The sequence below is a fragment of the Maritimibacter sp. DP1N21-5 genome (genome assembly GCF_019218295.1).
Taxonomy (GTDB): Bacteria; Pseudomonadota; Alphaproteobacteria; order Rhodobacterales; family Rhodobacteraceae; genus Maritimibacter.
Genome location: NZ_JAHUZF010000004.1, coordinates 182,212 through 208,182, shown reverse-complemented (window position 1 = coordinate 208,182; position 25,971 = coordinate 182,212). Strand labels below are relative to the sequence as shown.

Below are 25,971 nucleotides of genomic sequence, written 5' to 3'. Positions count from 1 at the left end.
GCGGCAATATCCCGCCCAGCGCCATAAGAGCTAGGCCGACCTGGTGGTTCCATTTATTGTTTTCTTAAACTTGGGACAGTACCAGCGCGGACCATGATCCGACTGAATTATACGAAAACGAACACAGCTTCGGCGGGGCGCGCCAAGACGCGTCTGAACGCCGCCACCGCGATTGGCGGGGCGGGCGTGCTTGCCGGTTTGTGTGTCGCCGCCTGGGGCAGCTTCTTTGCGGTCCACGGCCTGTACCCGTCCTATGTGGAAGCGTTCCTGAGCGAAGACGCCAAGGGCGCAACCGAAACAGCCGCCATGACGCGGGACGTTCTCCCTGCCGTCACGGCCCCCGAAACGGCCGCCCCGGAAACGGAACTCGTCGTCGTGGCGGACCGGCCCGCCGAGACCCCGGTGAAGCCGGAAGTTCCGGTGCAGACCTTGCCCGATACCCCCGCGAAGATCGGCGAACTGTCCTTCGAGGACTTCGCCGCTCTCGGGCAGGAGACGGTAGGTTTGGGAAGCGCGACGTCGCAGCCCACGGAGAACGCGGTGGAAACGGCCGCCGTTTCGCAAATCCCATCCTTGCAGGATTCAGCGGCCGCTGTGCCCGACACCGACCCGCTCGCCGGGATCGACCCCGAGCTTCTGCGCGGGCGGATGGGATCGGCGCCACTGGAAGGTGACTCCCTCGTCACCCGCGTGGTCGCCTCTGCCACAAGTGTCGTCCAGACGGTGCGCCCCGCGCCGCGTCCGGCAGGCTTTGCGCCCGTTCGCGAACCGGCGCGCGACATGGCGCCCGAGGCCGAGATCATCTCATCGATGAACGGCGCGACGGAGCTGGCGGTCGATATTTCTCCGCGTCCGCGTGCGATCCCGGATGACCTTCGCACGGCACTGACCGCGCCGGGCGCGGTGGCCCGGCTGGAAACCGTGGCTGCGAACCCCGCCTCCGATCCCGCGCCTCGCGGCTCTGCGGTCCTCGCGGGCAACGGCTGCAACCGCTCGCTCGCCAATGCGATGCCGGGACGGCGCGGCAATGCGACGGGCGGACAGGCCTTCGTCTCGGCGCTTGGCAACGGGTCGGGGTCGTCGCGCGACAATGCGATCATCAACGAGCTTGCCAAGGGCAACATGCCCGATTTCCTGCATGACCTTCAGCCCGTGGTGCTGTCAGGCAAGGATTCGCGCGGGTCGACGACCCAGATCGTCATCTGCGTGACGCCCGACTACCTGGCGCTCGGATCCGACCGCGACTTTGTGCGCGTGCCGCTTGGCCTGCCTGCCGCCGCCTCGATCGCGAACCGTTTCAACATGACGCTGCCCACCTCCCGCATGGTCGATGCGATCTATGCGCAGGCGAGCGTGCGCCTGTCGCCCTCGCCGATGCAGCCGGGGCCGCAGATGTCCTCGACCGACTACTTCCTGCGCCACAACGCGACCATCGAAGGTCAACGGGGCGGGCGCGCCGGGCTGGTGTCTGGCCACAAGAAGGACGTGGTGCTGGCCAATCGCATGGCGTCGAACCCCGGCCGAGTGGCGATCTATGGCTGGCACCGGAGCAAGAACGACCCGATCCAGCCGGTCTCGACCGTGCACGGGGCGAGCTATGCCGATTATTCGCATGGCATCCGGCTGGTCAGCCGCACCGCTTTCGTCAACGGCAAACCGGTGGACATCGACGATTTGCTGTCCTCGGACCGCTACGCCTATCTGCTCAATGCCGACGGGCCGATGCCGGGCGGCGTGATCCAACTCGCTTCGCGCTGATCGGCTGAAGCGGACGACAAAAAAGGCCCGCTCGGTTCGTCGAGCGGGCCTTTCGTTATGTCTCGGATTGTCTCACTTCACATCGGCAAAGCAGCGAAACCCGAGGTGGTAGTTCGCATGGCTGTGCGAGGACATGACCGGCGTGCCGTGCCAATAGGGAGCACGCCATCGAGCCCATTCCTCATGCGCGCGGATCGTGTCCCAGATGAACCAGCTTCCCTTCATCTCGGTCACGCCCAGCGTGGTGGAGCCGCGACTCGCCATCTGGCTTTCGTTGAGCGGCAGGTTCATGTGTTCAGCGGCATTCCCTTCGAGGTCATAGACCCCGAGCGCCGAACGGCAGTTCGGGAACGACCCGACCGGATAGGTGTTCGACCCACAACCGGCCCAGCTTCCGCCGTTGCAGCTTGGCGATTTCTGCGAGCCTTGTGCGCAAATCCCCCGCTGCCACTGCGGGCCATAGGTCCAGGATTTCGACGGGCCCCATTTCGCGTTATGGGCCGCGCGCATCGCCTGCGGCGTGCCGAGGTCGAAGCGGTAGTCGGGCGGCAGGAGCGCACCGGCGGCCGCCCCCTCCCATTCATGCGCGTCGCCCATCCGCTTGCCTTCCGCCGCACAGACCAGCGCCGCCTCCCGCGCACGGATCCAGGTCACGGGATAGGCCAGCGGCACGTTCGGATATTCGAACATATCGACGCAGACGGTCGCATCCTCGGGCCGCTGGGTCGCGGGGTCGTAGAGTGGCGCCATATACTTGCGCCCACATATGCGTTCGAACTGGGCATTGCGGTAGTATTGATAGGCATCCTGCGGGAGCTTGGCCTGCGCCTGTTCGGGCGTCATGGGGTGGCGGGTGATCGCCGGGTTGCCCTGCCCCGCGTAACCGGAGGCCTGAAAGATCTGGCGAATGCGGGAAATCTGCGCATCGGTAACCCCCCGCTTCTCCTGCATGAGGCGGAACATCGCCTCGTTGTTCTCCGCAAGGGTCGCAGCCAACGCGCCCCCTCCGGTCAAGAGTGACAGACAAAGGCCGATGGTCGCGACTGCTCTGCGCATTCCCTTATTCCTTTCGCACCATATAGAAGAAATCCCGATTGTCCGAGAACCCGATGAAACGCGGGATCTGACGTCCGTTCACCCAGGGGTCGCTCTCGGCCATGAACCGGTTCAGGTGCATCGGGGCGAGCCCGTCGCCGGTCTCGTTCTGCTTGTACACGGCAAGATAGGTCAGTTCGGGCGAGTTCATGTCGAGGAGCATCCCGTAGCCGCAGTCATAGGCCTGAAACACTCGCGCCATGGCAGAGGGGGTCACGGAGGAGAAATAGCCGTAGATCAGGAATTGCCGACCGTTCACCTCGCGCAGGCAGACTCCGGCGCGAAGCGTGCGAAGCTCCGCCTCGGCAGACCCGGACCAGTTGCCCCCGCCCCAGTTCGACACCCGGTCGCCAGGCACGCTCTGCCCTGCCTCGTTACGCACGACGAGCGGCACGCCGTTCTGGCGGGCATAACGCAGGTCGGGCACGACGTCGTTGTCCTCTTCGGTCCAGGTCTTCATCCCGACCGTGCCGTCGAGCGTCACGTAAAGCGTCGCGAGGTTGGGCATGAGCCGCGAGAAGGTGACACCGTTCGACAGGAAGCCGTAGTGATGACCCTTGTTGAAGGTCGCATAATCCTGAAACCGATAGGCCCCGTGGTCGCGTTTGAAGCCCCCGGCAAAGGTCGCCACGGTGCGGCTGGTGAGCGCCGGCGACAGCATTCCGTTACGCACCAGAGGATCGGGCCGGTTGAATCCATCAGGTCCCGGGATCTGCCAGTCGTCGCCGCGCCGTTGCGGGCGGGAGGACCATTCAAGCCCCGGGTGATCGGTGCCAAGTTCATAACCCAAGTCGAAACGCGACAAGTCGAAGGCCACGAGATAGACATCGGCACCTTGCTCCACCCCGTCGAGCCAGTTGGCCCCGTTCCGTTCGGCAAGGATCGACTGGGCGATCATGCCGGGCTGGAGCGCCGAGGCGAAGACGCCCTCCTGCCCGGTCACGCCATACCAGGCGCCAGCCTCCATGCCACCTTCGGCACCGTCAAGCTCAAGCCCCATGTAGGGTCGCATGATCGGACGCCGGTCGAGATTGGCCTGTCCCAGCGCGGCGGCCGTTTCGCCCGCATCGCCGTCTTCGACCATGGCGGCGTTCTCGATGAATGCGTCTTCGTAGAAGGCGCCCTTGATCAGGTTCACGAGCTTGTCGCCGAAGACGACGTTGTCGCGCAGGAAGTCCGAAACCGCCTCGCGGTTCGTCTTGCTGCCTGGCACGACGTTGCGAAGATAGGCTTTCTGGCCGCAGATCGGCGCATAGGGCAGACCGGTCTGGCTGGCCGTCGCGAGTTCGGAGGTGTCGCCTTTCCACGGACGACACTCCGTCTCCTCCCCGAGACCCGCGATGACGAGCGCCGGATCGGGCCCTTCAGAGAGCGAGAAGCGCCAGCTTTTCTCGTCAGCATTCTCGAGGTGATAGCGCCGCGTCGCGCCGGCCATGGTCACGTCGAGCACGAACCAACGGTTCACCCCCGGGTGCAGCGCCGTCAAGGCAAGAGCGCCGCCATCGGGCAGGGCGACCTCGGTCACTTCGCGCATGGGCGACATCTCGAGCACCGAAGGAACGGCGTATTGGTTGTAGGTTTCCCATTGCGCCGCGAGCGCCGCGTCATCCGCGGCCGTCGCGCTTTCTGCTGTTGCCGCACCCGTGAAAAGCGCGTTCGCGCAGAGTGCGGAGGTCGCGAGACCCCTTAAATACCGGGTCCAGCCTGTCACCATGGTCGTCTCCAATCGTCCGTGACCCACCGGACCGGAAGAGCCTGTGAAGGGACCTTGCGCCGACATTTCCCCGCGCTCCCGGACGCCCCCACGTCCTTCACCCCACTGCCCAAACCGAAAACAGATGAATCGTTTGTTCCCTCATCTTAGGGCGAAGGCGTCGCAAAAATAGGGCCAGTTGCGGGAAATTTTCGGAATGTGGCAGCAATGGTGAAAATGTGATCGGCACGGCCCACGAGGCGGGACGCAAATGAAAACCCCGGCCCGTGGTCGGACCGGGGTGGCTCGCGTGAATGGCGTCTCTCTTAGAACGGGCTGTCCGGGAAGTAGAAGCTTTCGGCGTTCTCCGGGGTGATCATCTCGCTCCCGATAATGAAGCGGCCCGACACCGGGGTCGCGGACACCATGCCCAGCGCGGTAAGTTCGATCGCGGTGGCGATCTGTGCCGGGGGATAGGTCACGTTGACGGGAAGCTGCGGGTCGCCCTCCATGATGCGGGCTATGATCTCTTTCATGCCGGCACCGCCGACCACCCACATTTCTTCCTCGCGGCCCGCCTGCGCAATGGCTTCGAGCACGCCGATGGCCATGTCGTCGTCCGACGCCCAGACCGCGTCGATGTCGTTATACTTGGACAGGTAGTCCTGCATCACGTTGAAGGCGTCGTCGCGGTTCCAGTTTCCGTGCTGCATGTCGAGCACGTTGATGCCCGAGCCCTCGATGGCGGCGCTAAAGGCGTCCACGCGCTCGTTGTCGAGCGTGGTGGGAATGCCGCGCAGGACGACGATGTTGTCGCCCTCGGTCAGGTTCTCGGCGAAATACTCACCGGCGACGCGGCCAAAGCCGGTGTTGTCGCCTGCGACGTACAGGTCCTCGATCCCCGGCACGGACAGGCCACGGTCCACCACCGTGACCCAGATGCCAGCATCGGCCACGGCCTGCACGGGCGAGGTGAGCGGTTCGCTTTCGAACGGCAACACGACGAGCGCGTCTATGTTGCGGGTGGCGACCATGTCCTCGATGTCGTTGACCATCGTGCCCGCGTCACCCGCCGTCGCGAGGACGAAGTCGAGCTGGGGATAGGTCTCTTCCAGCCGCGCGATGGCCTCCTGCGCGTGGTAGTTGAGGCCCCCCATGAAGCCATGGGTGGCCGAAGGGATCGCGACGCCGATCACCTTGGTTTCCCCGTCCTGCGCCATAACCGGCGTGGCCACAACGGCCAGACCCAGCGCCGCACCTTTGAAAATGTCTCTGCGTTTCATGATTTCCTCCCGTTTTGCCGCTCAGTCGGCGGACTTGCTTTCGCGCTGCAAGACGACAGCGAGAATGACGATGACCCCCTGGATCGCGCCATTGAGATAGGGCGAGACGATCGAAGCGAGGTTCAGGATGTTGTCGATAAGGCTCAGGATGAGCACGCCGATCACGGTGCCCCAGACCCGGCCAAAGCCGCCCTTGAGCACGGTGCCCCCGATGATGACGGCAGCGATGGCCTCGAGCTCCCAGAGCACCCCGGTCGAGGCCGAGGCGGAGCCAAGGCGCGGTACATACATGATCGTCGCCACGCCCACGAGGAGACCCAGGATCACGTAGGTCATGAGCCGCAGGCGATCGACCTTGATCGCGGAATATTTCGCGACCTGTTCATTGGCGCCAAGCGCCGCACAATGGCGGCCAAAGGGGGTGTGGCGCATGGCCAGTTCGCCAAGGATCGCGACGACGGCAAAGACGATGATCGGCCAGGCGATCCCGAGGAGGCCGTCATAGTAGACGGGGCGGTAGAAACTGCGCGCATCGAAGTTGAGCGACAGGGTGCCACCGTCGGCAAGCCATGTGACAAGGCTGCGGTAGATGCCCATGGAGCCGAGGGTCACGATAAAGGCCTCGATCCTGATCTTGGATATGAGAAAGCCGTTCAGGAACCCGGCGGCGAACCCGGTGGCCAGCGCAATGACCATGCCGGTGGCGATGAGTGGCACACCGATACCCATGCTGGGTATGAGCGCATTGAGCGAAAGGATCATCACGCCCGCGACAAAGGCCGCCATTGACCCCACCGACAGGTCGATCCCCCCCGCCGTGATGACGAAGGTCATGCCGACCGCGATGATCCCGATAAACGCCGACCGTGCGAGCACGTTGGTGACGTTGCCGTAGCTCAGGAAGTTCGAATTGAGCGACGCGCCAAGGATGATCAGCGCGACGAGCGCCAGAACGGGGCCCAGCACGTGCAGGTTCACGCGGCGGCGGGGTTTCGGCTCGGATGCGGTGATGTCGGTCATGCTGGCTCTGCTTCTGCGCTGCGGTCCGCGACGCCCACGGCGAGGCGGAGGATGTTTTCTTCGGTGATCTTCTCGCCGGTCAACTCGCCCGCGATGAAGCCCCGGCCCATGACCACGACGCGGTGCGCGGTGCCGATGACTTCGGGCAGTTCCGAGGACACGACGATCACGGATTTGCCCTGGGCGGCGAGGTCCGCGATGAAGCCGTAGATTTGTTGCTTGGTGCCGATGTCGATGCCGCGCGTGGGTTCGTCGATGATGACGATGTCGGGGTCCGCGAGCATGGTCTTGGCGAGCAGGAGTTTCTGCTGGTTCCCGCCCGACAGGCTTCCCGCCAGCATCGCGCGGTCGTTCACCCGGATGTCGAAGTCCGAGATCGCCTTGGTCAAGGCGGTGTCTTCCGCCCGCTTGTCGATCTTGATCCCACCAAACTTGTCGAGCGCGAGAAGCGTGAGGTTCTGGGTCAGGTCCTTGCCCAGAAGCAGCCCCTTGTCCTTGCGATCCTCGGTCAGGTAGACGACCCCAGCCTCGCGCGCGGCCTGGACCGATCCGGGTTTCACCGCCTTGCCCATCACACGCACGGTGCCGGTCGCCGGGCGCAGACCGACGAGGCCCTCCATCAGTTCCGTGCGGCCCGATCCGACGAGACCGGCAAAGCCAAGCACCTCACCCCGTTTCAGGGTGAAGCTCGCGTCGCGCACCTTGCCGGGCACGGTCAGGTTCTCGACCGTCAGGACCACCTCGTCCTTCGCGGGCGTCTTGTCGGGGAAAAGGTCGGTCAACTCGCGCCCCACCATGGCGGTGGCCATCGCGTCCTCGGTGAACCCCTCCGCCTCGCGGGTCAGGATCTGCGTCCCGTCGCGCAGGACCGTCACCCGGTCGGCAATGCGCCGGATCTCGTCCAGCTTGTGCGAGGTATAAAGGATCGCGGTTCCATTCGCGCGCAGCCGGTCGATCTGGCCCAGAAGCACGTCGGTTTCGCGCCCGGTGAGCACGGCGGTCGGTTCGTCCATGATCAGCACGCGGGCATTGCGGCCCAGCGCGCGCGCGATCTCGACCATCTGACGGTTGGGCACCGAGAGGTCGGCGACACGGGTGCGCGGATCGACGTGGCAATCTAGACGGGACAGAAGCTCGGACGCCTCGGCCCGCATCGCGGCCTTGTCGAGGAAGATGCCGCGCTTTTTCTCGCGGCCCAGAAAGATGTTCTCCTCGACTGACAGTTGCAGCGCGAGGTTGAACTCCTGGTGGATCATCAGGATGCCCGCGTTTTCCGCGTCGCGCTGGTCGGTGAAGGTGACGGGCGAGCCGTCGAGCAGAAGCTGGCCTTCGGAGGGCGACAGGTAGCCGCCCAGGATCTTCATCAGGGTCGATTTGCCCGCGCCGTTTTCACCGATAAGCGCATGGATCTGCCCCGGGACGAGGTCGAAATCGACGCCGTGCAGCACCTCGATCGGGCCGAAGCGGCGTTTGACGCTCTGTGCGGCCAGAACGGCGGTCATAGCGTGACCCATGCCGCGTTGCGTTTCGACGAGCGGACGCAGGCATCGACGAAGCTGACGCCCTCGAGGCCGTCCGCGACCGAAGGAAAGTCGATGCCGTCTGGCAGGCCGTCCGACGACCGGCGATGCCTGATCGCGGCGGCGGCAGCACCGTAGAGGTTCGCGAAGGCCTCGAAATACCCCTCGGGGTGGCCGGGCGGGATGCGCGTCATCGCGCGGCTCGCGTCCGAGGTCACGGCCAGCCCGCGCGTGAGCGTCATGGTCGGCCCACCGATCTCGGTCACATGCAGCTCGTTGGGGTTTTCCTGCCGCCATTCCAGCCCGGCCTTGTCACCGAAGACCCGGATGCGCAGACCGTTCTCCAGCCCCGCCGCGACCTGCGAGCACCAGAGCGTGCCGCGCGCGCCGCCTTGAAAACGGATCATGACATGGGCGTTGTCGTCCAGCTGGCGACCGGGGACAAAGGCTTGCAGGTCCGCCGCAATCGCCTCGGGCACGAGGCCCGTGATGTGACGGGCGAGGTGCCAGGCGTGCGTGCCGATGTCGCCCGTCGCGCCCCCGGCCCCCGACTGCGCCGGATCGGTGCGCCACGCGGCCTGTTTGTTGCCCGCGTCCGGCGCGTGGGCGAGCCAGTCCTGCGCATATTCGACCTGCACCAGACGGATGGTGCCCAGATCGCCGCGCGCCACCCGTTCCTGCGCCTCGCGCACCATCGGATAGCCCGCATAGGTATGGGTGAGCATGAAAAGCGCGTCGGATTTTTCAGCGAGTGCGGCGAGCTTTTTCGCGTCAGGCAGCGTGCCGGTCAGCGGCTTGTCACAGATGACGTGGATGCCACGCTTGAGGAACTCGCGCGCCACGGGCAGGTGCAGGTGGTTGGGGGTCACGATCGCGACCGCCTCGATCCCGTCTTTCAGACGCGCCTCGCGCTTGGCCATTTCGGTGAAGTCGTCATAGGTGCGCTCGGCGGCGAGTCCCAGCGCCTCGCCCGAAGCGCGCGCTTTGTCGGGCGTGGAGGACAGCGCCCCCGCGACCAGCGTATACTCTCCGTCGAGCCGCGCGGCGACCCGATGCGCGGCCCCGATGAAGGCGCCCTGCCCGCCCCCGACCATACCCAGCCGAATGGGACCGGTGCGATTCGCGAAACGGCTCATGGCTTCAGCCCCAGCATCCGCGCGTTGGCCTCGTCATCCGTGCCCGCGTCGGCGAAGTCGTCGAAGGCATGGGGTGTCACGCGGATGATGTGATCCTTCACGAATGCCGCCCCTTCCCGCGCCCCGTCCTCCGGGTGCTTCAGCGCACATTCCCATTCGACCACGGCCCAGCCGTCGAAATCCATCGCGGCGAATTTCGAGAAGACCGCGCCGAAATCAACATGCCCATCCCCCGGCGAGCGGAAGCGACCGGCGCGGTTGACCCAGGACTGATAACCGCCATAGACGCCCTGCCGGCCGGTCGGATTGAACTCGGCATCCTTGACGTGGAACATGCCGATCCGGTCGGCATAGATGTCGATGTTGTCGAGATAATCGAGGCATTGCAGGATGTAATGCGACGGATCGTAGAGCATCTTGGCACGCGGATGCTGGTTCACGCGGTCAAGAAACATCTCGAAGGTGACACCGTCATGCAGGTCCTCGCCCGGATGGATCTCGTAACAGACATCGAGGCCAAGCTCGTCTGCGAGATTCAGCAGCGGCGTCCAGCGCTTGGCAAGCTCGTCAAAGGCCATCTCGACCAGACCCGCCGGACGCTGCGGCCAAGGATACATGTAAGGCCAGGCGAGCGCGCCCGAGAAGGTGCCGACGGCCCGGTGGCCCATGTTGGCGGCGGCGCGCAGGGTCTTTTCAACCTGATCCACGGCCCATTTCTGACGCTCGGACGGGTTGTTGTGGACCGAAGGCGCGGCAAAACCGTCAAAGGCAACGTCATAGGCCGGATGCACGGCGACCAGCTGGCCTTGCAGGTGGCAGGTCATTTCCGGCACCTCGACGCCGTTCTCACGCGCCACGCCCAGAAATTCGTCGCAGTAATCCTTGCTCTCTGCCGCGCGATCCAGATCGAGGAAACGCGTCTCCCACGACGGCACCTGGACGCCCGCATATCCCGCGTCAGCCGCCCAGCGGCAGATCGACGGCCAGTCGTTGAACGGCGCTTCGTCCCCTGCAAATTGCGCAAGGAACAGGCCAGGGCCCTTGATCGTCTTCATCTTTCCTCCCACGCGCCCAGCTTCGGTTTTTCCACCCCGGGCCCACCGACTCTGACCGCCGATGTAATCGTTTGCGCTAACGCTGACAGAAGATGAAATCGTTTACAACCGTTTTTCGATTGCCCATTGTCGCGACAGCGCTAAGGAGTTCCCATGGACAGGAAAGTTGCGACGATCCAGGATGTTGCGCGTGTCGCCGGGGTATCGACCGCGACCGTGAGCCGGACGTTGTCCAAACCCTCTGTGGTGTCCACAACGACTCGCGATGCCGTTCTGTCTGCAATCGAAGCCACCGGATATCGCCCCAACACGATGGCCTCGAACCTGCGCCGGCAACGCGCGGGAAGCGTGATCGCGCTGGTCCCGAACCTTGCCAACCCTTTCTTCTCCCAGATCTTCGCGGGTCTGTCGTCGGTGCTGACGGAAGCCGGTTTCGGACTTCTGGTGGCAGACACGCAGACGGGCTCCGACCCGGATGAACGCCTGTCGCATTATCTGACATCGGGCATGGCGGACGGGCTCGTGGTGTTCGACGGGACGCTGTCGCCAGAGGTGCTGGCGCGCGGACAAAGACCGCCGGTGCTGATGGCCTGTGAATGGATGGACGGGGGGCTTCCCTCACTCACGGTGGACAATGTTGCGGGCGCGCGGATGGCTGTGGACCATCTGGTCGCGCAGGGACACCGCCGTATCGGTCACATCGGCGGGCCGGAGGGCAACGTGCTCTCTCTCGCGCGGGTCCAGGGATATCGCGCGGCCATGACAAAGGCCGGCCTCGCCGTCCGGGACGATTGGATCTTCGAGGGCGATTTCAGCATGGATTCCGGCGCACAGGCGGGGCGCGACTGGCTCCGGCGGGGCGACCGGCCCACGGCGCTTTTCTGCGCCTCGGACGAAATGGCGGTGGGGTTCGTGGGCGCGGTACATCGGGCCGGCTTATCCGTTCCGCGCGACGTGTCGGTCATCGGTTTCGACAATATCGAAGTGGTCCAGCACCTATCCCCGGCGCTGACCACGATCCGTCAGCCAAGACATCTCATCGGCGCGCGTGCGGCAGAGATGCTGCTCGACATGATCACGATGGGGAGCCTGTCGGGCCCGTCAGAGAAGATCCCGCTCGAGTTCATCGAGCGCGACAGCGTGACGGCCCCTCAGTCGGCATAGGCGATGGTCGCACGAACCGCGCGTTTCCACGCGTCGTATTTTCGGTCCCGCGCTGTTTCGTCCATCGCCGGATCGAAGCGCCGTTCGGCCGACCACCCCGCGGCGAAGGCCTCCATGTCCGGGAAGATCCCCGCCTTGTAGCCGGCGAGCCACGCGGCGCCCATCGCTGTGGTTTCGAGCACCTTCGGTCGTTCTACCGGCGCGTCGATGATATCGGCGAGGAACTGCATCGCCCAGTCGGACGCAGCCATGCCACCGTCCACCCGTAACGCCGTGTCGGAGGCCCCCGACCAATCCGCCTTCATAGCGTCGAGCAGGTCGCGGGTCTGGAACCCGACGCTTTCAAGCGCAGCACGGGCAAAATCCTCAGGTCCCGAATTGCGGGTCAGGCCAAAGACCGCACCCCGGCATTCCGCGTTCCAATAGGGCGCACCCAGCCCCGTGAACGCGGGCACGAGAACCACTCCTTGCCCCGGATCCGAGGCCTCGGCCATGGGCTGGGTCTCCGCCGCCTCACGGATGATCTTCAAACCGTCGCGCAACCACTGCACGACCGCGCCCGCAATGAAGATCGAACCCTCGAGCGCATAGGTCGGCTTTCCGTCAAGCTGATAGGCAATCGTGGTGAGCAGCCGGTTCTTCGAGGTGACCGGTTCGGACCCCGTATTGAGAAGCGCGAAGCATCCGGTGCCATAGGTGCTCTTCATCATGCCCGGCTTGAAACAGGCCTGCCCCACGGTCGCGGCCTGCTGGTCGCCGGCGATGCCGAGGATCGGGATCGGACGACCGAAGAGGTCGGGGCGGGTTGTACCGAAGTCATCCGCACAGTCGCGGACCTCGGGCAGCATCTCCATCGGGATATCGAGCCGGTCGCAGATGGTGCGCGACCAGCGCCCCTTGCGGATGTCATAGAGCATGGTGCGTGCGGCATTCGTGGCGTCGGTCGCATGGACCTTGCCGCCGGTGAGCTTCCAGACGAGCCAGCAATCCACCGTACCGAAGGCAAGCTCTCCCTTCCGGGCCCGATCTCGCGCCCCATCGACGGCATCAAGGATCCAGGCGAGCTTCGTGGCGCTGAAATAGGGATCGAGCAGGAGGCCGGTCTTCTCGGTCACGATGTCCTCGAACCCCTCCTTCTTCAACGCACGGCAAACCGATGACGTGCGACGGTCCTGCCAGACGATGGCATTGTGAATAGGCTTGCCCGTGGTCCGGTCCCAGACGACGGTGGTCTCCCGCTGGTTGGTGATGCCGATGGCCGCGATATCCTCGGCCCTGCCCCCCGCCTTCTCGATCGCCGCACGACAGGTCGCGGCCGTGGTCGTCCAGAGATCGGAGGGGTCATGCTCGACCCAGCCGCTCTGCGGAAAATGCTGCGCAAACTCCTGCTGCGCGCTGGCCACGTTCGTGAAGTCCGGCGCGAACAGGATCGCGCGGGTCGAGGTGGTGCCTTGGTCGATGGCGAGAATATGGGTCATGCGGCTCCTTTACGGTTCGACCCATGGTGCCGGCCATAGGGGGTCGGGCGCAAGAGAGGGGTCGGGATTGCCAATCATGGGCGCGGACGGCCTGCGGGGGAAGAGTCGCGAACAAGCGCCTAGGACGACCGTCACCAACACGGGCGCCAAAATGCACCAAAATCCAAGGTCATTTGTCGTCACGAACTATGGGGATTTGGTGGAGCCTAGGGGGATCGAACCCCTGACCTCTTGCATGCCATGCAAGCGCTCTCCCAGCTGAGCTAAGGCCCCGTCGTTCCGGCTGTCGCCGAACGCTTGGGGTGTTTAGGCGAGGCCGCTTTGCAGATCAAGCGGAAACTTCGGCGCGTTCGGCGGTTTTTTGTGGGACCCGATCACACCAGGACAAAGGCCCCGGCACCGCTTGAAAAACAAAGGCCGGACACGTGGCCCGGCCTTCCAAGGAACCCTGTCGAGAGGATCAATCCTCGTCGTCGCCCGCCACATCGGTGATGTCGTCGAGCGAGACATCGTCGTCCTCGTCGTCTTCGAGCACGTCATCGTCCAGATCCACCGAATCGTCATCGTCGTCGAGCAGGTCGTCGTCGTCGTCGAGCAGATCGTCGTCCATCGTGTCGTCGTCTTTGCGCGAATTCTTGTCGGCCTTGTCCGCAACCATGGTGCGGGTCTTGCCCTGATCAATCTCGACCACGTGACCCGTGTAGGGCGAAATGATCGGGTTGGCGTTCAGGTCATAGAACCGTTTACCGGTGGTCGGGCAGACGCGCTTGGTGCCCCATTCTGCTTTGGGCATGGAAAAACCCTTTCCGTCGTCGTGTCGTCATGCGAGAATCTGGGAGCAACTGCCACAAGTGCAAGGGGCTGTCAAAGCCTTTCCCCGCAGAACGCGAACGATCGGCGGTTCGGCGGGCAAGGCAATGGCAACGATCGACGGGAACGGGAACCGGCATGGGGCTTGGGCGGGCATTCTTCAGGCGCGAGACGGATCGCATCATGGCGAGCGAAAGGGTCCTGCTGTCCGGAGAGCCGCCGGTCGAAGTGCTTCTCAAACCCTCGACTCGCTCGCGACGCCTGTCGCTTCGGGTGAGTCGGCTTGACGGACGCGTGACGCTCTCGATGCCCGTGGGCATTCCCCGTGCCGAGGCAGAAGGCTTTCTTGTCGAGAAATCCAGTTGGATCCGCGAGCATCTGGCCGGCGTGCCGGGAGAGGCGCGACCAATGCCGGGCACCACGCTCCTGTTCGAGGGGACGCCGCACAGGATCGAGGCGGCCCCCCAGCGTGGCGTCAGCGTGAGGGACGGCACGATCCTGGTGCCACAGACGCGGGTCGAGACGACGCCGGCCCGGCTCGCCGCCTTTCTGAAAACGGTGGCGCGGGACCGGTTGGTCATGGCCTCGGAGCACTATGCGGCCCAGATCGGGCGGGAGCTGGGGCGTGTTACGCTGCGCGACACGCGCTCGCGCTGGGGCTCGTGCACCCATGAGGGCGATCTCATGTATAGTTGGCGGCTCGTCATGGCGCCGCCTCCGGTGCTCGATTACGTGGCAGCGCATGAGGTCGCGCATATGATCCACATGGATCACTCGGCACGCTTCTGGGGGCTGGTGGGCGACATCTGTCCCGACCACAAGGCCCAGCGCCAGTGGCTGCGGCAACGGGGCGGTGAATTGCATCGCTATCGTTTCCGCGATTGACGAAGACCGCGGGCGTGATCACAAAGCATCATGGAAACCCATGTGCCCAATCCGAACCCGGTGCCGCCGCCCGACGGGCAGGCGCCGGCACATGAACGGGTCTATCGCACGTTGCGGGGACGGATCATGGCGGGCGAACTGGAGCCCGGCGTCGCCCTGACACTGCGCGGAATTGGCAAGGACTTCGGCGTGTCGATGACCCCCGCGCGCGAAGCCGTGCGTCGCCTCGCCGCCGAAGGAGCGCTGACGCTCTCCGCGTCGGGTCGGGTGACGACGCCGGACCTGTCACCGGAACGGATCGAGGAACTCGCCGCACTCCGGGCGCTCCTCGAGCCAGAACTCGCCGCCCGCGCCCTGCCACGCGCGCATATGGCGCTGATCGAACGGCTTCGCACGATCAACGGGCGGGTGGCGGAGGTCGTCGCGAAACATGACGTGACCGGCTACATCCGCTCGAACCTCGAATTTCACCGCACGCTTTACCTGCGGGCGCAGGCCCCGGCAATGCTCGCCATGGTCGAGACAGTCTGGCTGCAACTTGGCCCCACAATGCGGGCGCTCTACATGTCGAAAGACCGGTCCGACCTGCAAAAACACCACCGCACCATCCTGGCGGCGCTCGCCGCAGGAGACGAACCCGGGCTCCGGCTCGCGGTGCGTACGGATGTGACGCAGGGGTTGCGGATGCTCGTCGGGCTGTAGAAGCATCGTCCCGGACCTGTTGACGCTCTTCAAGGATGGGTCAAAATGCGCCGTTTCAGACTTCCGGGATTCTAGAATTCCAGAATCCCGGATGCGGTACGATTATCCACGCCTTGCCCTTGGACCGCCCAGGCAAGAGTTAATGAATCGAAGATGCAACCAGACAGCGCCTCGGCCCAAGTCCGATGATTTCAGATCTGCAACCTTCGACGGATCGGATGGCCGCCCGCGTTTCAGTCCTGACGAACAGAAGGATGAACCGATGTCACATCTCAGCCGCCGTCAGCTTCTGGCCAGCCTCGCCGCCTCGCCTGTGGTCGCCTTAGGGATAGGCGCATACTCCCGCGCGGCCCACGCCCAGGCCGCCGGTGCGGGCCCGATCGCGCCGAATGTCTGCATGGTCATGCCTGAGACTACCGCTGGCCCCTATTACTTCGACCCTGGGATCGTCCGTGCGGACATCACTGAAGGCCTCGAGGGCGTGCCGCTCACGCTGAAGCTTCAGGTCGTCGATGCGACCTGCGTGCCGCTCGCGGGCGCGCGGGTGGATGTCTGGCAGTGTGATGCCGAAGGAAATTACTCGGGCTATCGCCAGAACGCTGGCGGCGACACGTCGAACAAGACCTTCCTGCGCGGCACCCAGATGACGGACGAGGCCGGCCTCGTGACCTTCGACAGCATCTATCCCGGCTGGTATCCCGGGCGCACCACACACGTGCATTACAAGGTATTTCTGGATGAGACGACCGTCCTCACCAGCCAGATCTTCTTTCCCGACACCCTGTCGGATGCGATCTACGCGACCGTCGCCCCCTATGACACGCGCGGCGCAGCGCACAGGACGATGAACACCGATGATTTCATTGCGCGCCAGATCGGTGACGGCGGCTATGCCGCGATCCGGGAGCAGACCGGACGTTACACCGCCGATCTGGTGGTCGGAGTAGATCCAGGCCCTCTCTAGGCGCTCGCCGGAACGCCAAAGGTCACGTCGAAAGACGGAGGGTCGACGTCCTGCCCCCTCCGGGCTGCTTCCGCGTTCGGACAGCCGACAGGCCGGGGTCTCGCCCCGGCCTGTCTTCCTGTTTCGCGATCAGATCGCTTCGACCATCGCTTCGCCGCCCGACATGTCGCAGACGCCGGGGTTTTCCTCGGCTTGAAAGACCTTCACGACGCCATCCTCAGCCATGAGCGCATAGCGTTTGGACCGGGCGACGAGGCCAACAGGCGGCGCGTCGAAGCGCAGACCCAGCGCCTCGGTCAGCGAACAATCCGCATCCCCGAGCATCTCGATCCCGGCATCCGTCGCGCCGGTCGATTCGCCCCAGGCGCCCATCACGAAGGGGTCGTTCACCGATACGCAGACCACGTGATCCACGCCCTTTTTCTTCAAGGCGTCCATGTTGCGCACGAAGCTGGGAACATGAGCGGTGGTGCAGGTGCCGGTATAGGCGCCCGGCAGCCCGAAGATCACCGTCTTTTTGCCTTTGGTGAGCGACGACAGCGTCACCGGCTCGGGCCCCTTTGCACCCATCTTCAGAAGCGTCGCTTCGGGCAGCGTTTCACCTACTTGAACCATACGATTTTCCTCTCCTGTTCGCATTGCCATCGGCATAGGCGCGACTATAGGGTCACGCACGAACGAGAGGGAGACGAAAAATATGGCGGGATGCATTGTCGTGGGGGCGGGACAGGCAGGGTCCGCTCTGGTCGCGAAATTGCGGCACGGCGGCTACGAGGGGCCGATCACGCTCATCGGCGAGGAACCGGTTCCGCCCTATCAGCGTCCGCCCCTGTCCAAGGCCTATCTGCTGGGCGACATGACGCTCGACCGGCTCTACCTGCGGCCCGAAAGCTTCTACACCGAGAAAGACATCGCCCTCCGGCTGAACACCGTGGTCGAGGGGATCGATCCGGCGGCCAAGACCTTGCGCCTCGCGGATGGCGAAGTCCTGGAATACGAGCATCTCGCGCTGACGACCGGCTCGATCCCGAACCGGCTGCCGGCAGCGATCGGCGGCGATCTTGCCGGTGTCTATACCGTGCGCACGCTCGCCGACGTGGACGCAATGGCGCATGAGTTCGCCGAGGGCCGCCGTGTGCTTGTCGTCGGCGGGGGTTACATCGGCCTCGAGGCCGCCGCGGTCGCGTCCAAGAAAGGCATGAAGGTCACGTTGATCGAGATGGGGCAGCGCATCCTGCAACGGGTCGCGGCGCCGGAAACCTCGGAGTATTTCCGCGAGCTCCACCGCAATCACGGTGCCACGATCCTCGAAGAGGTCGGCCTCTCCCGGCTGACCGGCGACGGCCATGTGTCAGGTGCGGAGCTCACCGACGGCTCCACGCTCGACGTCGATTTCGTGATCGTCGGCGTGGGCATCCGCCCGGACACGCGGCTTGCTGAAGCGGCCGGGCTCACCATCGACAACGGGATCGCGACCGATGCGCAGGGCCACACCTCGGATCCGTCGATCTATGCTGCGGGTGATTGCGCGTCCTTCCCCTACAAAGGCGGGCGCGTCCGGCTGGAAAGCGTGGGGAACGCCATCGACCAGGCCGAGCTGGTGGCAGAGAACATCATGGGCGCTGGCAAGGACTATGTCGCGAAGCCGTGGTTCTGGTCGGATCAATACGACACCAAACTGCAGATCGCAGGGCTGAATACGGGCTACGACCGGGTCGTGACGCGAACATCCGAGGGCGGCAGGAGCTTCTGGTATTACGCGGGCGACACGCTCGTCGCGGTCGACGCCATGGACGACCCCCGCGCCTATATGGTCGGCAAGCGGCTGATCGAAGGCGGCAAGTCGCCTGCTCCGGCGGCGGTGGCAGATACGGCCACCGACCTCAAGGAACTCCTTAAGGCGTGAGGATCATCGCGGGCAGGTTTCGTGGCCTTGCCTTGGCCGCGGTGGGCAAGGGCGATGCCGGCGCGCATCTGCGTCCGACCGCGGACCGGGTCCGCGAGAGCCTGTTCTCCATGCTCACCGGCGGGCGCTTCGGTGATCCCGTGACCGGGGCCGTCGTGCTCGACCTCTTCGCGGGGACCGGTGCGCTGGGGCTCGAGGCGCTGTCACGCGGCGCGGCGCAGGTGACCTTTGTCGAAGACGGGCGCGTGGGGACAAAGCTCATTCGCGACAACATCGACAAATGCCGGGCGCGGGACGAAACGCGCCTCATTGCCCGGGACGCCACCCGTTTGCCGCCCTGCGACGCCGCACCTGCGACGCTCGTGTTTCTCGACCCGCCCTATGGCAAGGGGTTGGGGGAGAAGGCCCTGACCTCGGCCCTGTCCGGCGGCTGGATCGCCCTCGGCGCGACGTTGGTCTGGGAAGAAAACCGCCCCGTCGTCCCGCCAAAGGGCATCGCGGTTCTGGACGCAAGGCGGTATGGGGACACGACGATCACGATCTGCGAGCGACAAGAGTGAGGACACCGCACACCCACATGACCCCGAAAGCAGTGCTTTTCGACTGCGACGGCGTTCTTGTCGACAGCGAGCCGCCGGCCTTCGACCTGCTGTGCGAGGAACTGGCCGCTCATGGGCGACCAATGTCGCGGGACGAGGCCGAGCGCACATTCATCGGCGGCACCATCGCAGGGGTCGCGGATCGGGCGCGGTCGATGGGGATCGGCTTCGGTCCCGATTGGGTCGATCTTTTCTATGACAAGCTCTACGCGCGTCTGGCCGAGGGCGTGCCGATGATGCCGGGGGTGGTCGAGACGCTCGATGCGCTCGACGCGGCCGGCGTCCCCTATGCCGTCGGTTCGAACGGCACGCGGCGCAAGATGACCATCACGCTCGGGGCCCATCCCGAAATCTGGGACCGGCTGAAGGGTCGTCTGTTCTCGGGTCAGGAACTTGGTGCGCCGAAACCGGCGCCGGACCTGTTTCTCGAGGCGGCGCATGCACTTGGCGTCGCGCCCGCCGATTGCGTGGTGCTGGACGACAGCCCCTCGGGGGCCAGCGGCGGGATCGCCGCGGGCATGCGCACGATCGGCTTTGCGCCGCATGGCCCGGGGCTTCTGGCGCCGCTCGGGATCGAGATGGTGGCGAGTTTCCCCGCCTTTCGCGAGTTGATCGGCCTCTAGCTAGTGCGCGGCGACAAGGCTCGCCCGGTCCCGCCCGGCAAGCAATCGCGCCTTGGCGGAGGTGGATTTCCACGCGAAGGACGGGGGCAACCCCAGACGAATCGCGGCCTGCGCCGCCGGAAGCGACCGGACCGGCACCCGGTCCCCCAGGGCGCCAAAGGCCCGCAACGCGACCCTTCGGCCCGGGGTAAGGTCGTAGGCCGGACCAAGCTCCAACGTATCGCGCAGCCCCGGAGGCAGGAGGCTCACCGCCCCCGCGGCTACGGCGCGATAGAGCGACTTCGGCACCCCGCGCGCCGTCTTGCCGGAGGTGATGATGTCGAGAAAGTCGAACACGATCTGATGCGGCTCGAAGCCGGCCGCGCGGGTCGCATAGATCGTATCGAAATCCTCGGGCCTGCGGATCGGGGTTTCCACGCCGTAAAGCGCCGCGATGGGCAGGTTCTCGGTATAGAAGGCACAGATTTCGTCCCGCGAGAGAGGACGCACGAAGCGGTGGTAGGCGGTCACGAAGCCATAGAGCGCCGTCGCGCTGACCCAGTCGAGGAGCGCGGGGTCCGTGGCGGCATAGGCAAGCCCGTCGGGCGTCTCGCCCGACACGCGCGCATGCATGTTGTTCACGCCCTTGATCACACGCCTTGCGGCCGAGGAGGGACCATAGGCCCCGATCATCGCCGCCATGCCGGTGCGCTTGGACCGTCCGAGCGGGTCGGTCGGATAGACCGAGTGATTCCAGACCCCGGACCTGATCCGCGGATCGGCAAATTCGAGCAGGACGGCCGCCACGCCCCCGACGGCCAGCGCCACGGGGTTCTTGTAGATCATCCAGGTCACGCTATCGGGCGAGCAATACGCGGGCTCGCCCCGGGGCTCGGAGAAATCGACTTTCCAGCCCAGATAAGACGTGGTTTTCGACATGTGGCGCCTCCCTTTCAACGGTCGTCACAGGCGTTGGTGGGCGCTCCTTCCAGGACGGACTGTGGCCTCTCGATGCCCGTCCGGCAAGGGTCAGGACGGTCCTGCTTCAGGTCTCGCAACGTCAAGCAGCAGAAAGCCTCTCCCCAACGACCCGTAATCGTGCGCGCAAAACGCGGCCCTCTGTGTTATGCTTGCTCAAGGCCGCTGCCCGCCCGGGGTGACATTGGCCTGACCTCAAACCCCGGTTCCGGTCTCCGGCCGTTTGGAAGACGGACGAGGGAGGAGACCATGTCCACAAGCAAGACCATCGGAAATCCGATATCCGTCGGACTGGGCGCGATCGGGCGCGGCGCACGCAGCGTCGAGCACGGCATAGAGACGCTCGGAAGCCACGACATGACCGCCGCGCGGGTGCGACGGCTGACGGTCACGGACCTAAGGCGCGCGATGCAGGCCGGGGTCCGCGATTTCAGCACCATGCGCACCGACGTGATGTTTCTCGTCCTGATCTATCCGATCATCGGCGTGGCGCTCGCGGGGCTCGCCTTCAACGAAGCACTGGTGCCGCTTCTCTTCCCCATCGCGGCGGGCTTCGCGCTCGTCGGTCCGATCCTGTCGATCGGGCTTTATGCGATGTCACGCACGCGGGAACTTCGCGGCACGGCCAACTGGTTCGACGCTTTCGCTGCCCTGCGCGCGGACACCATCGTGCCGCTTCTGGCAATGGCCGGCTATCTGGGCATCCTGTTCTTCCTCTGGCTCTGGACCGCCGACACGATCCATGGCGCGACGATGGGCGGGAGTTACGGCGCGCTCCTGCCGTTCCTGTCCGACGTGCTGACGACCGAAGCCGGATGGAGCATGATCGTCATCGGCATGGGCGCGGGGTTCGTCTTCGCCTGTGTGGCGCTCGTGACGACCTTCGTCGCGGCGCCGATGCTGGTCGACCGCAAGGTCGGGCTTCCGGTCGCGGTGAGCACCTCGATCCGGGTGGCGCGGGCCAGTCCCGGCGTCGTCCTCTTGTGGGGTTTCATCGTGGCCATGCTTCTGGCCATCGGCTCGGCCCCGCTGTTCCTAGGGCTGATTGTGGTGCTCCCGATCCTGGGCCACGCCACGTGGCACCTCTATCGCCGGGCGGTGCGCTTCGACGACATGGAGCGCGACAACCGGCTCTAGCCGTAGGTCGGATGAAACTTCCCGGCGGGCGACAGGGTAAAGATCTCGCAGCCGTCCGCCGTGATGCCGATGGAATGCTCGAACTGGGCCGACAGCGACTTGTCGCGCGTGACGGCGGTCCAATCGTCGGCAAGCACCTTGGTTTCGGGCCGTCCGAGGTTCACCATGGGTTCGATGGTGAAGAACATGCCTTCCTGCAGAACCGGTCCGGTGCCAGGACGGCCGTAATGGAGGACGTTCGGCGGCGCGTGGAACACCTGCCCAAGCCCGTGACCGCAGAAATCGCGCACGACGCTCATGCGGTTCTTTTCCACGAAGCTCTGGATGGCGAAACCGATGTCGCCGAAGGTGTTGCCGGGTTTCGCCGCCTCGATCCCGAGCATCAGCGCGTCATGCGTCACCTCGATGAGCCGCTCTGCCTTGCGCGGCAGGGCACCTGCCACATACATGCGCGAGGTGTCGCCATACCAGCCGTCCACGATCACCGTCACGTCGATGTTGAGGATGTCACCGTCCTTGAGCTTCTTGTCGCTCGGGATGCCGTGACAGACCACGTGGTTGATCGAGATGCAGGAGGCGTGTTTGTAGCCCTTGTAGCCGATCGTCGCCGAAGTCGCGCCGGCGTCGGTGACCATCGCTTCGATGGCCGCATCGAGTTCACCGGTGGTAACGCCGGGCTGCACCAAGGGCGCGATCCGGTCGAGGATATCCGCGGCAAGCCGCCCGGCCGCCCGCATGCCAGCAAAATCGGACGTGTCGTAAAGCCGGATACCTTCGCGCGTGATACGGGTTTTGTGGTCCAAGGGAGTCTCCTGAGATTTCCAGATAAATAGGCCAGAACGCCGGGGGAGACAACGGTGCGGGGGCCCGTCGCAGTCGCATTGGACGCGCTGCGAGGGCCGTTTGCGCAGCGCGGCGCGGTCCACCGCCGGCCGGACGATCCCACCTCCGCCTTGCCAGACAGGGGGTGCCGGTTCTAGTCTGGATCCGATTTCAGCATGAATTGACGAATGCCCATGTCCCGTTTCACCCGCCTGTCCCTCGTCGTCCCGCTCGCTTTTTCCGGGATCGGTTCCGCGGCCTTCGCCGACGCCTGTGAGGACGAGATCCGTGCGCTCTACGGCGCACCGGACGGTGTCATGGACCCCTCGAACCTTGTCCCGCAGGAGCATCAGGTCGTCTGGGAATATCCGGATGGCACGAAGGTCTTCTACAACACCGCCCGCTGGGAAAGCCCGGCGCGGGTGCTGAACGAGACCCCGAACGGATTCTATCTGCTCTTCGACGGGAGCTTCTATCAGGGCGCCAGTTGGGAGGGACCGTGGGAGCCCATGGGGCAGGACATCGACTATGATCCGGTCGACTTTGCGCGGGGTCTGAATGCCAGCGTGCAGGCATCGCTGCGCGATGTGCGATGCGACGGGACCGTCGATCTGGACGGGCGCGAGGCGCTGCGGTTCGGCTTCTTCGCGCGGGTCGAACCGCCAGGGGGTGGCAGCTGGTGGGAGGCGACGCACGTCCTCTATGTCGATCCCGTCACCAAACAGCGGCTCAGAATCGAGGAGCACAGGCTCTCTGAAAGCTGGGCTCCGGAGGTGAAAGAGGAGACGCGGGTGACCACGGTCACGCTCCTCCCAGGCTACACCATCCCGAATCCTCCGGGCCCTGAATGAGCGTCGGACGGGTCAAAGGATCACGGGGAGTCGTTCGCCCAGCGTGACCCCCGTCGGCGAGATGCGGGTGCCATAGGCGACGGGCTCCACCCCCGCCGCCACAGCCACCTCGACCGCCCGCGCATAGGTCGGGTCGATGTCGGCAGCGATGCGGACCTCCGTCGCGTCGCTGCGTTGCACGAGGTAGAAGATCACGGCCCGGTCGCCCGCCCGGGCCATTTTGGCGAGGTCCTCCATATGCCGCGTGCCACGCGCGGTGACGCTGTCGGGAAACTCCGCACGACCCGGCACACGCGCCAGCGTCACGGACTTGACCTCGACCCAGGCTTGCGGAAGGGCGTCGCCGGTCAGCAGGAAATCAACGCGGCTTCTGTCGCCATAGGCCACTTCGGGGCGGACAGTGGTATAACCCGCGAGGTCCGGCACGATGCCAGCCATAAAGGCCTGCTTCAACATGCGGTTGGGGAGCGCCGTGTCCACGCCCGTGAAGCTGCCGTCGGCATGCTCGACCAGCCGCCAGCCGAACTTGAGCTTCTTCTTCGGATCGTCGTTGGGTTCGAGCCAGATGCGCAGACCGGGGTCCGCAAGGCCCATCATCGAGCCGGGATTGGCACAATGCGCGGTGATCTCGGTCCCATCCTCGAGCCGGCAATCGGCCAAGAAACGTTTGTAGCGGCGTAGGAGGGTGGCAGGGATCAGGGGGGTGGCGAAGTCCATGGCGGCAGGGTGGAGTGAGGACCAAGCGATGTCCAGAGAGGGAGCGGAGCGGGCGGGCGATAGCAGGCGTAGGTCGGGTCCGCGCAGGGAGGGTTCGGTGTGCGAAAGGCGGGTGTCGTGGCACCGGGCTTCGGGATTCCGGAATTCTGGGATTCCGGAATTCCAGAATCCTGAAATTCGGATTACATCATCAAAAACATGCCGTTAGTCCACTTCCCCCCGGCGCAATGGTTAACGCACCACGTCAATCCGCCCCGCGCATCCCCTCTTTTGACGTTTCAAAAAAGCGACTACTCTCGGCAAAAAGGATGCACGACATGACCGCCAGCCCGAACCCGACCGCCGCGATGCTCGTCATTGGGGACGAGATCCTCTCGGGTCGCACGCGCGATTCCAACCTTCATTTCCTTGCCCGGCAACTCACCGAACATGGTGTCACGCTTGCCGAGGCCCGGGTCGTGTCCGACGATCATGCCGCCATCGTCGCCGCGGTGCAGGCGCTGTCTGACGCCTTCGATCACGTCTTCACCTCTGGCGGGATCGGGCCGACCCATGACGACATCACCGCCGACGCCGTAGCCGAGGCCTTTGGCGACCATATCGACATCCGGCCCGACGCCCGCGACCTTCTGCTCGCCTATTTCGAAAGCCGCGGGGTTGAGGCGACCGAGGGACGCATGCGCATGGCGCGTATTCCCGACAGTGCGACGCTGATCGAGAACCCGGTTTCGATCGCGCCCGGCTTCACGATCGGGAACGTCCACGTGATGGCCGGCGTCCCCAGCGTCTTCGAGGCGATGGTGGCCAGCGTCCTGCCGACCATCAAGGGCGGCGCGCCGCTCCTGTCGCAATCGCTGCGCATCCAGATGCCCGAAGGGGAAATCGCCGGGCCGCTGCGCACGCTCGCCGCCGAGTATCCGCAGTTGTCCATCGGGTCCTATCCCTATTCCACCAACGGCGTCTTCGGGTCGAACATCGTGATCCGCGGGCAGGACGGGGGTCAGGTTTCCGCCGCCATGGTCGCGCTCTGCGACCTCTTTCCGGGGCACGGCGCATGACCCAGCCCCTGCCCCTGCCAGATGCCCGCCGGCTGATCGACGCGGTGCTCGCCACCTGGCCCGCCGCCAGTGTCCAGCACGTCGGCGCCTGGACCATTCGCGAGGGTCAGAACGGCGGATCGCGCGTGTCCTCGGCGACCGAGGACTGGCCCGTGACCGAGGTCGACCTGCCCGCCGCCGAAGCCGCGATGCGGTCTTTCGGTCAGGTGCCGCAGATCATGGTCCGCGATCACGAAGACAAGCTCGACCACCTGCTCGAAACCCACGGCTACGCCATCAAGGATCCGACGAACCTCTACGTGATCGAGGCGAAGCTCCTCGCCGGGGACGGCAAGTTGCCGATGGGCGGCGGTTTCGCGATGTGGCCGCCCCTTGGCCTGATCCGCGACATCTTTGCGGACGGTCAGATCGACGCGGCCAGACAGGCGGTCATGGAGCGGTGCCCACATCCGAAAACGGCCATGATCGAGCGCGCCGGTGATTACCCCGGCGGCGCGGCCTTTGTCGCGATCGACGGCGATATCGCCATGGTCCATGCGCTCCACGTTCTTCCCGACGCGCGCCGCAAGGGCGTTGCCCGCCGGCTCCTCAAACGTGCCGCGATCTGGGGGCTGGACCACGGCGCCCAAATGGTGGGGCTGGCCGTGACGAAGGGAAACCACGCCGCCAATCCACTTTACGCTTCCTTGGGCATGAGCCTTCGTGGTCAGTACCACTACCGGATCAAGGAGGAATGAG

Annotated in this window: 25 protein-coding genes and 1 tRNA gene; 12 read left to right on the top strand and 14 right to left on the bottom strand. The window is 65.1% G+C overall.

The genetic code is table 11. The annotated features are described in order from the left end of the window. Positions 1–93 precede the first annotated feature (93 nt). On the top strand, positions 94–1,758 hold the full coding sequence (locus KJP29_RS05445) for a hypothetical protein (protein ID WP_218462553.1): 1,665 nt from the start codon (positions 94–96) through the stop codon (positions 1,756–1,758). A 72-nt stretch (positions 1,759–1,830) separates the two neighbouring features. Here KJP29_RS05445 and KJP29_RS05440 read toward each other — a convergent pair whose 3' ends face one another. From KJP29_RS05440 to KJP29_RS05410, 7 genes are all read right to left on the bottom strand, one after another. Next, on the bottom strand, positions 1,831–2,754 hold the full coding sequence (locus KJP29_RS05440; protein WP_255553453.1) for an SUMF1/EgtB/PvdO family nonheme iron enzyme: 924 nt from the start codon (positions 2,752–2,754) through the stop codon (positions 1,831–1,833). A gap of 64 nt (positions 2,755–2,818) precedes the next feature. Next, entirely contained in the window at positions 2,819–4,567 is a 1,749-nt protein-coding gene (locus KJP29_RS05435) for a hypothetical protein (RefSeq protein WP_218462551.1), read from the bottom strand. Between the two features lie 305 nt (positions 4,568–4,872). Then, positions 4,873–5,829: an ABC transporter substrate-binding protein gene (locus KJP29_RS05430; RefSeq protein WP_218462550.1), complete on the bottom strand. Its 957-nt coding sequence runs from the start codon at positions 5,827–5,829 to the stop codon at positions 4,873–4,875. 21 nt (positions 5,830–5,850) lie between these two features. Next, positions 5,851–6,849, bottom strand: a complete 999-nt coding sequence (locus KJP29_RS05425) for an ABC transporter permease (RefSeq protein ID WP_218462549.1) — start codon at positions 6,847–6,849, stop codon at positions 5,851–5,853. Then, positions 6,846–8,351, bottom strand: a complete 1,506-nt coding sequence (locus KJP29_RS05420; RefSeq protein ID WP_218462548.1) for a sugar ABC transporter ATP-binding protein — start codon at positions 8,349–8,351, stop codon at positions 6,846–6,848. The genes KJP29_RS05425 and KJP29_RS05420 overlap by 4 nt, the downstream gene beginning before the upstream one ends. Further along, entirely contained in the window at positions 8,348–9,505 is a 1,158-nt protein-coding gene (locus tag KJP29_RS05415) for a Gfo/Idh/MocA family protein (RefSeq protein ID WP_218462547.1), read from the bottom strand. Before KJP29_RS05415 ends, KJP29_RS05420 begins: the two co-directional genes overlap by 4 nt. Continuing rightward, complete coding sequence (locus KJP29_RS05410; protein WP_218462546.1) at positions 9,502–10,560, bottom strand: sugar phosphate isomerase/epimerase; 1,059 nt, start codon at positions 10,558–10,560, stop codon at positions 9,502–9,504. Before KJP29_RS05410 ends, KJP29_RS05415 begins: the two co-directional genes overlap by 4 nt. 153 nt (positions 10,561–10,713) lie before the next feature. On the opposite strand from KJP29_RS05410, the gene KJP29_RS05405 reads away from it, so the two are divergent. Further along, on the top strand, positions 10,714–11,724 hold the full coding sequence (locus KJP29_RS05405) for a LacI family DNA-binding transcriptional regulator (RefSeq protein ID WP_218462545.1): 1,011 nt from the start codon (positions 10,714–10,716) through the stop codon (positions 11,722–11,724). On the opposite strand, the gene glpK is transcribed toward KJP29_RS05405, so the two are convergent. The 3 genes from glpK to KJP29_RS05390 all read right to left on the bottom strand — a co-directional run bounded on the left by glpK (position 11,712) and on the right by KJP29_RS05390 (position 13,995). After that, complete coding sequence (gene glpK / locus KJP29_RS05400) at positions 11,712–13,202, bottom strand: glycerol kinase GlpK (RefSeq protein WP_218462544.1); 1,491 nt, start codon at positions 13,200–13,202, stop codon at positions 11,712–11,714. The genes KJP29_RS05405 and glpK overlap by 13 nt on opposite strands. A 197-nt stretch (positions 13,203–13,399) precedes the next feature. Beyond that, positions 13,400–13,475: transfer RNA gene (locus KJP29_RS05395), tRNA-Ala, on the bottom strand. Between the two features lie 187 nt (positions 13,476–13,662). After that, positions 13,663–13,995, bottom strand: a complete 333-nt coding sequence (locus KJP29_RS05390; protein WP_218462543.1) for a TIGR02300 family protein — start codon at positions 13,993–13,995, stop codon at positions 13,663–13,665. 200 nt (positions 13,996–14,195) lie between these two features. On the opposite strand from KJP29_RS05390, the gene KJP29_RS05385 reads away from it, so the two are divergent. The 3 genes from KJP29_RS05385 (at position 14,196) to KJP29_RS05375 (ending at position 16,563) form a co-directional block, all read left to right on the top strand. Continuing rightward, entirely contained in the window at positions 14,196–14,897 is a 702-nt protein-coding gene (locus KJP29_RS05385; RefSeq protein WP_218462542.1) for a M48 family metallopeptidase, read from the top strand. 30 nt (positions 14,898–14,927) lie between these two features. Then, a complete protein-coding gene (locus KJP29_RS05380; RefSeq protein WP_218462541.1) occupies positions 14,928–15,599 on the top strand; it encodes a GntR family transcriptional regulator in 672 nt (223 codons plus the stop codon). Between the two features lie 262 nt (positions 15,600–15,861). Then, entirely contained in the window at positions 15,862–16,563 is a 702-nt protein-coding gene (locus KJP29_RS05375; protein ID WP_218462540.1) for an intradiol ring-cleavage dioxygenase, read from the top strand. 129 nt (positions 16,564–16,692) lie between these two features. Here KJP29_RS05375 and KJP29_RS05370 read toward each other — a convergent pair whose 3' ends face one another. Next, entirely contained in the window at positions 16,693–17,178 is a 486-nt protein-coding gene (locus KJP29_RS05370) for a peroxiredoxin (protein WP_218462539.1), read from the bottom strand. A gap of 82 nt (positions 17,179–17,260) precedes the next feature. Here KJP29_RS05370 and KJP29_RS05365 point away from each other — a divergent pair, with 82 nt between their 5' ends. From KJP29_RS05365 to KJP29_RS05355, 3 genes are read left to right on the top strand one after another with little or no spacing between them, the layout of a single operon-like run. After that, on the top strand, positions 17,261–18,469 hold the full coding sequence (locus tag KJP29_RS05365; RefSeq protein ID WP_218462538.1) for an NAD(P)/FAD-dependent oxidoreductase: 1,209 nt from the start codon (positions 17,261–17,263) through the stop codon (positions 18,467–18,469). After that, entirely contained in the window at positions 18,466–19,029 is a 564-nt protein-coding gene (rsmD, locus tag KJP29_RS05360; RefSeq protein ID WP_218462537.1) for a 16S rRNA (guanine(966)-N(2))-methyltransferase RsmD, read from the top strand. The genes KJP29_RS05365 and rsmD overlap by 4 nt, the downstream gene beginning before the upstream one ends. A 17-nt stretch (positions 19,030–19,046) precedes the next feature. Continuing rightward, complete coding sequence (locus KJP29_RS05355) at positions 19,047–19,691, top strand: HAD family phosphatase (protein ID WP_218462536.1); 645 nt, start codon at positions 19,047–19,049, stop codon at positions 19,689–19,691. Here KJP29_RS05355 and KJP29_RS05350 read toward each other — a convergent pair whose 3' ends face one another. Beyond that, complete coding sequence (locus KJP29_RS05350) at positions 19,692–20,609, bottom strand: oxygenase MpaB family protein (protein WP_218462535.1); 918 nt, start codon at positions 20,607–20,609, stop codon at positions 19,692–19,694. Positions 20,610–20,897: 288 nt separating this feature from the next. Between KJP29_RS05350 and KJP29_RS05345 the strand changes: the two genes are divergently transcribed. After that, positions 20,898–21,785: a DUF2189 domain-containing protein gene (locus tag KJP29_RS05345; RefSeq protein WP_218462534.1), complete on the top strand. Its 888-nt coding sequence runs from the start codon at positions 20,898–20,900 to the stop codon at positions 21,783–21,785. Here KJP29_RS05345 and map read toward each other — a convergent pair. Continuing rightward, a complete protein-coding gene (gene map, locus KJP29_RS05340) occupies positions 21,782–22,588 on the bottom strand; it encodes a type I methionyl aminopeptidase (RefSeq protein ID WP_218462533.1) in 807 nt (268 codons plus the stop codon). The two genes, KJP29_RS05345 and map, sit on opposite strands and share 4 nt — an antisense overlap. Before the next feature lie 213 nt (positions 22,589–22,801). Between map and KJP29_RS05335 the strand changes: the two genes are divergently transcribed. Beyond that, the gene (locus KJP29_RS05335; protein WP_218462532.1) at positions 22,802–23,458 is read left to right on the top strand and encodes a hypothetical protein; all 657 of its coding nucleotides are present in this window, start codon (positions 22,802–22,804) and stop codon (positions 23,456–23,458) included. A gap of 12 nt (positions 23,459–23,470) precedes the next feature. Here KJP29_RS05335 and sfsA read toward each other — a convergent pair whose 3' ends face one another. Then, positions 23,471–24,175 (bottom strand): DNA/RNA nuclease SfsA, encoded by a 705-nt coding sequence (sfsA, locus tag KJP29_RS05330; RefSeq protein ID WP_218462531.1) that lies wholly within the window; start codon positions 24,173–24,175, stop codon positions 23,471–23,473. 317 nt (positions 24,176–24,492) lie between these two features. Here sfsA and KJP29_RS05325 point away from each other — a divergent pair, with 317 nt between their 5' ends. Both KJP29_RS05325 and KJP29_RS05320 read left to right on the top strand, forming a co-directional pair. Then, positions 24,493–25,233, top strand: coding sequence for a molybdopterin-binding protein (locus KJP29_RS05325; protein WP_218462530.1), 741 nt, complete (start codon positions 24,493–24,495; stop codon positions 25,231–25,233). Next, a complete protein-coding gene (locus KJP29_RS05320) occupies positions 25,230–25,970 on the top strand; it encodes a GNAT family N-acetyltransferase (protein WP_218462529.1) in 741 nt (246 codons plus the stop codon). Before KJP29_RS05325 ends, KJP29_RS05320 begins: the two co-directional genes overlap by 4 nt. Position 25,971 lies beyond the last annotated feature (1 nt).

Bases quoted from the DNA above. Each gene is read 5' to 3' on its own strand.
- KJP29_RS05420 (WP_218462548.1), bottom strand. From the start codon at position 8,351: ATGACCGCCGTTCTGGCCGCACAGAGCGTCAAACGCCGCTTCGGCCCG.
- KJP29_RS05370 (WP_218462539.1), bottom strand. From the start codon at position 17,178: ATGGTTCAAGTAGGTGAAACGCTGCCCGAAGCGACGCTTCTGAAGATG.
- KJP29_RS05380 (WP_218462541.1), top strand. From the start codon at position 14,928: ATGGAAACCCATGTGCCCAATCCGAACCCGGTGCCGCCGCCCGACGGG.
- KJP29_RS05390 (WP_218462543.1), bottom strand. From the start codon at position 13,995: ATGCCCAAAGCAGAATGGGGCACCAAGCGCGTCTGCCCGACCACCGGT.
- KJP29_RS05410 (WP_218462546.1), bottom strand. From the start codon at position 10,560: ATGAAGACGATCAAGGGCCCTGGCCTGTTCCTTGCGCAATTTGCAGGG.
- KJP29_RS05325 (WP_218462530.1), top strand. From the start codon at position 24,493: ATGACCGCCAGCCCGAACCCGACCGCCGCGATGCTCGTCATTGGGGAC.
- KJP29_RS05430 (WP_218462550.1), bottom strand. From the start codon at position 5,829: ATGAAACGCAGAGACATTTTCAAAGGTGCGGCGCTGGGTCTGGCCGTT.
- sfsA (WP_218462531.1), bottom strand. From the start codon at position 24,175: ATGGACTTCGCCACCCCCCTGATCCCTGCCACCCTCCTACGCCGCTAC.
- KJP29_RS05415 (WP_218462547.1), bottom strand. From the start codon at position 9,505: ATGAGCCGTTTCGCGAATCGCACCGGTCCCATTCGGCTGGGTATGGTC.
- KJP29_RS05355 (WP_218462536.1), top strand. From the start codon at position 19,047: ATGACCCCGAAAGCAGTGCTTTTCGACTGCGACGGCGTTCTTGTCGAC.
- KJP29_RS05345 (WP_218462534.1), top strand. From the start codon at position 20,898: ATGTCCACAAGCAAGACCATCGGAAATCCGATATCCGTCGGACTGGGC.
- KJP29_RS05320 (WP_218462529.1), top strand. From the start codon at position 25,230: ATGACCCAGCCCCTGCCCCTGCCAGATGCCCGCCGGCTGATCGACGCG.
- KJP29_RS05445 (WP_218462553.1), top strand. From the start codon at position 94: ATGATCCGACTGAATTATACGAAAACGAACACAGCTTCGGCGGGGCGC.
- KJP29_RS05375 (WP_218462540.1), top strand. From the start codon at position 15,862: ATGTCACATCTCAGCCGCCGTCAGCTTCTGGCCAGCCTCGCCGCCTCG.
- KJP29_RS05385 (WP_218462542.1), top strand. From the start codon at position 14,196: ATGGCGAGCGAAAGGGTCCTGCTGTCCGGAGAGCCGCCGGTCGAAGTG.
- KJP29_RS05435 (WP_218462551.1), bottom strand. From the start codon at position 4,567: ATGGTGACAGGCTGGACCCGGTATTTAAGGGGTCTCGCGACCTCCGCA.
- KJP29_RS05335 (WP_218462532.1), top strand. From the start codon at position 22,802: ATGTCCCGTTTCACCCGCCTGTCCCTCGTCGTCCCGCTCGCTTTTTCC.
- KJP29_RS05405 (WP_218462545.1), top strand. From the start codon at position 10,714: ATGGACAGGAAAGTTGCGACGATCCAGGATGTTGCGCGTGTCGCCGGG.
- glpK (WP_218462544.1), bottom strand. From the start codon at position 13,202: ATGACCCATATTCTCGCCATCGACCAAGGCACCACCTCGACCCGCGCG.
- KJP29_RS05425 (WP_218462549.1), bottom strand. From the start codon at position 6,849: ATGACCGACATCACCGCATCCGAGCCGAAACCCCGCCGCCGCGTGAAC.
- KJP29_RS05350 (WP_218462535.1), bottom strand. From the start codon at position 20,609: ATGTCGAAAACCACGTCTTATCTGGGCTGGAAAGTCGATTTCTCCGAG.
- KJP29_RS05365 (WP_218462538.1), top strand. From the start codon at position 17,261: ATGGCGGGATGCATTGTCGTGGGGGCGGGACAGGCAGGGTCCGCTCTG.